This is a genomic window from Steroidobacter sp., assembly GCF_016790065.1.
Classification (GTDB): Bacteria; Pseudomonadota; Gammaproteobacteria; order Steroidobacterales; family Steroidobacteraceae; genus Steroidobacter.
The window spans coordinates 1-3,983 of sequence record NZ_JAEUPY010000224.1; the positions used below are offsets into that span (position 1 = coordinate 1).

5 protein-coding genes are annotated in these 3,983 nt (G+C 61.4%); 4 read left to right on the forward strand and 1 reads right to left on the reverse strand.

What is annotated here, in order from left to right:
- Positions 1 to 5 precede the first annotated feature (5 nt).
- From dnaX to recR, 3 genes are read left to right on the forward strand one after another with little or no spacing between them, the layout of a single operon-like run.
- Complete coding sequence (gene dnaX, locus JNL55_RS09645; RefSeq protein ID WP_415923048.1) at positions 6 to 1,631, forward strand: DNA polymerase III subunit gamma/tau; 1,626 nt, start codon at positions 6 to 8, stop codon at positions 1,629 to 1,631.
- A 15-nt stretch (positions 1,632 to 1,646) separates the two neighbouring features.
- Entirely contained in the window at positions 1,647 to 1,973 is a 327-nt protein-coding gene (locus tag JNL55_RS09650; RefSeq protein ID WP_293852434.1) for a YbaB/EbfC family nucleoid-associated protein, read from the forward strand.
- 51 nt (positions 1,974 to 2,024) lie between these two features.
- Positions 2,025 to 2,624, forward strand: a complete 600-nt coding sequence (gene recR / locus JNL55_RS09655) for a recombination mediator RecR (protein ID WP_293852435.1) — start codon at positions 2,025 to 2,027, stop codon at positions 2,622 to 2,624.
- Here recR and JNL55_RS09660 read toward each other — a convergent pair.
- A complete protein-coding gene (locus JNL55_RS09660; RefSeq protein WP_293852437.1) occupies positions 2,621 to 3,385 on the reverse strand; it encodes a helix-turn-helix domain-containing protein in 765 nt (254 codons plus the stop codon). The genes recR and JNL55_RS09660 overlap by 4 nt on opposite strands.
- Before the next feature lie 152 nt (positions 3,386 to 3,537).
- Here JNL55_RS09660 and JNL55_RS09665 point away from each other — a divergent pair.
- Positions 3,538 to 3,983 (forward strand): serine hydrolase (locus JNL55_RS09665; protein ID WP_293852439.1); only part of this gene is annotated, 446 nt, incomplete at its 3' end.

Sequence of the window (3,983 nt, forward strand, 5' to 3'; positions counted from 1 at the left end):
TAGCCCTGGCCCGCAAATGGCGGCCGCGTAGTTTTACCGAGCTGGCCGGCCAGGATCACGTCATGCGCGCATTGGTCAATGCGCTGCAGACCGGGCGAGTGCATCACGCGTTTCTGTTCACCGGGACGCGAGGTGTAGGCAAAACCACCATTGCGCGCATTCTGGCCAAGTCGCTGAATTGCGAAACCGGCATGACGCCGACGCCGTGCGGTGTCTGTACCGCCTGTCGCGAAATCGATGAAGGCCGTTTCGTCGACTTGCTCGAAGTCGACGCCGCCTCGCGCACCAAAGTCGATGACACTCGCGAGCTGCTCGACAACGTGCAGTACGCGCCGGCACGAGGCCGCTACAAGGTCTACCTGATCGACGAAGTCCACATGCTCTCCACGCATTCGTTCAATGCGTTGTTGAAGACGCTGGAAGAGCCGCCGCCGCACGTCAAATTCCTGCTCGCGACCACCGATCCGCAGAAGTTGCCGGTGACGGTGCTGTCGCGTTGCTTGCAGTTCAATCTGAAGCGCTTTCCGCCGGCCATGATTCTGAAGCGCCTGGCATTCATCTGCGAACAGGAAAATATCGAGTTCGAGCAGGACGCTTTGCGCATGGTGGCGCGTGCCGCTGAAGGCAGCATGCGTGACGCGCTGAGCCTGCTCGATCAGGTGATCGCGTTCGGTGGCGGCAAGCTCACTGCGGACGACACGCGAACCATGCTCGGCACGCTGGATCGTGCGCAGGTGTTCGGCATCGTCGAAGCGCTGATTGCTCGCGACGCGCGCAAAGTGCTCGAGCAAGCGAATGTGTTGGACGAGCATGCGCCCGACTATCGCGAAGTGCTGGCCGAACTGGCCGCGCTGTTACAAAAGCTGGCGCTGATGCAGGCCGTGCCCGATCTGCAGATCGACGAGTCTGAAGACGTCGAGGCTTATAAAAAGCTCGCTGCCGCGATTACCCCGGAAGACACGCAGCTGTTTTATCAGATCGCCATCATGGGACGGCGCGATCTGGAACTCGCGCCCGATGCGCGAGGCGGTTTCGAAATGGTGTTGTTGCGAATGTTGGCGTTCAGCGCGCAGGAAGTCGTTGCGGCTGCCGGCAGCGCACCGCCGACGCCGGCTCGCTCTGCTTCGGGCGGAGTGCCGGCTTCAGTGCGTGCCGCCGCTGCGGCTCCGGTGTCTGCTCCGGCTGCCAACGTTGCGCCGGCTGCGAGTGCCGCACCGGCGGCCCCGGCTGCTGCTGCGGGCGCCAGCGGCGATTGGAACGCGATGGTCGCGCAGATGAATCTGGGCGGTATCACGCGTCAGCTCGCTGCGAATTGCGCGTTCCTCGGCAAGCAAGGTAACAAGGTGCGTCTGTCGCTCGACCCAGAGGGCGCGCACTTCCGGACTGCCATGATGGAGGACAAACTCCGGCAGGCGCTGAGTACTTACTATGGCGAGGCCGTGACGCTGGAGTTCGTCGAGGGCGCCGGCAGCGATACGTTGAACACGCCGGCTCGTCAGAGCAAGGCGGCAGCCGACGATCGTTTACAGAACGCGCGCTCGTCGCTGGACAACGATCCCAACATTCGAGCCATGAAAGAGATCTTCGGTGCCACTGTGACGCCTGAATCAGTGCGGCCGACCGACAATTAAGCGACGGAGTCAATTATGAAAGGCAACATCGGCAACATGATGAAACAAGCGCAGCAGTTGCAAGCCAACATGCAGCGCGCGCAAGCCGAGATCGCACAGCTCGAAGTCACGGGCGAAGCGGGCGGCGGCATGGCCAAAGTGGTGATGACCGGCAAGCACGAAGTGAAGCGTGTGACGCTGGATCCTTCCATCGTGAGCAGCGACGACAAAGACATGCTCGAAGACCTGGTGGCCGCGGCCATCAACGACGCCGTGCAGAAGGTCGATCGCACCACTCAGGAAAGAATGTCGGCGCTGATGGGGGGCATGAATTTGCCGCCCGGCTTCAAGATGCCGTTTTAAAGGACTATCGCTCGCGCCGGCCGCAGTGTTCGGCCGGCGCTCTGATATCGCATGATCTATCCGCCTTCCCTGATTCGCCTGATCGAAGCATTGCGTTGCCTGCCCGGGGTGGGGCCGAAGTCGGCGCAGCGCATGGCGTTTCATTTGTTGGAGAAGGACCGGAACGCCGCCGGGCTGCTGGCCGATGCCTTGCAGAAGGCGGTTGCTGGGGTAGGGCGCTGCCAACGCTGCCGCATGTTCGCCGACTCTGAGCTGTGTCCGATCTGTGCCAATACCTCGCGGGATCGCGGTATGTTGTGTGTGGTCGAGTCGCCGGCCGACGTTGCCGCTATCGAGCAGTCAGGAAGTTATCGCGGCACCTACTTCGTACTGATGGGGCATTTATCGCCGCTCGACGGTATCGGTCCCGACGAACTCGGCTTTGCTCAATTAGAAACATTGCTGGCAGAGGGCTCGGTGAACGAAGCCATTCTCGCCACCAGCACCACGGTCGAGGGCGATGCGACCGCGCATGTGGTGGCTGAAGTCGCTGCCCGTCACGCTGTGAAGTCCAGCCGCATCGCGCACGGCGTGCCCATCGGCGGCGAGCTGGAATATGTCGATGGCGGCACGCTGGCTCACGCGCTCGCCGGCCGACGCACGCTGACTTAAGCCGTCTTCTTAGAGCGCGTCTTGGCTTTGGCGGCCGGGGCTGCCGGTGCACGCACCACTTCGGTCGGTGGCGACAAACGAGTTTGATCGTCGCCGTGCAATTCCATCAGCGACTCCATCAGATCTTCTTCATCGGCACTCGAACAGATGCCGAGCACCATGGCTTCGTCGCAGCCTTCCGCGGCGACATAAGCGTGGCCCATGTTCGAGTCGATATAAATGGACTCGCCGGTGTCCAGCACCATGGGATCGTAGAACTCGGTGTGAATCTCCACCTTGCCCTCGAGCACGAAAATGTATTCCTCGCCCGAGTGATGCACCAACTCACCGAACTCTTCGACGCTCTTGGCGCGGATGCGGGTCAGGATGGGAATCATCCGTTTACGCCGCAGCTCGGCACATAAATAGTAGTAATCGTAGTTGGGCGTGTTGACCCGAATGGCGCGGTCCATGCGGCCGATGCTGCGTCGAGCCGTCACCGATTGCGCCGGGCTTTCATTGCTCTCGGCGAACAAGTCCGACATCCGAATCTTCAAGCGCTCGCTCAGTTGTAACAATTTGTCGTAGGTGAGCGTGAGTCGATCGTGTTCGACCTTGGCCAGGGTCGACAGCGGAATGCCGGTGCGATCGCTCATTTCCTTGAGCGTCCAATCGTTACGAGTGCGCAGCGCGCGCAGCACCCGGCCCAGGGTCGGTTTGTCGCCAGCCCGTTCGCTGCGTCGGGCGGTAGCGGCTTTCGCCGCGGGTTTAGTGGTTTTCATAGGGAAGATTCTACCGGCATCTGGAGGCCCCGGCTCACAGCCGAGGCGGGTTTTGCACGATCAGGTTGACGATTCTCTAATCAGGACTATTATTGCCAATAGGAGAAAATACCGCCGCCACGAAAGCGGCCCCCTATTCAGGTGAGGAAGCGATGCGCGCACGCATAGCAGCGATGTCGATGGCGGTCTTGGCTTTGCTGACGAGCCCGTCGTGGGCCCAGGAAGGGGCGCAAATTCCGCCGCCCGCACCGACCACCGAAGCGGTGCTGCCGCCGGCCGAGGCATCCAATGTCGCTCCGCTGACTCACGAGAACGTCGAAGCCTGGCTCGATGGGTATGTGCCCTATGCACTGCAGACCAGCGGCGTGGCCGGTGCGGTCGTGGTGGTGGTCAAGGGCGGCCAGGTGTTGGTGCAGAAGGGCTACGGCTATTCGGACGTGGCCGCGCGCAAGCCGGTCGATCCCGAACTCACATTGTTTCGTCCCGGTTCGATTTCCAAGTTGTTCACCTGGACGGCGGTGATGCAACAGGTGGAGCAGGGCAAGCTCGATCTGGATGCTGACGTGAATCAGTATCTGGATTTCAAGATTCCCGAGCG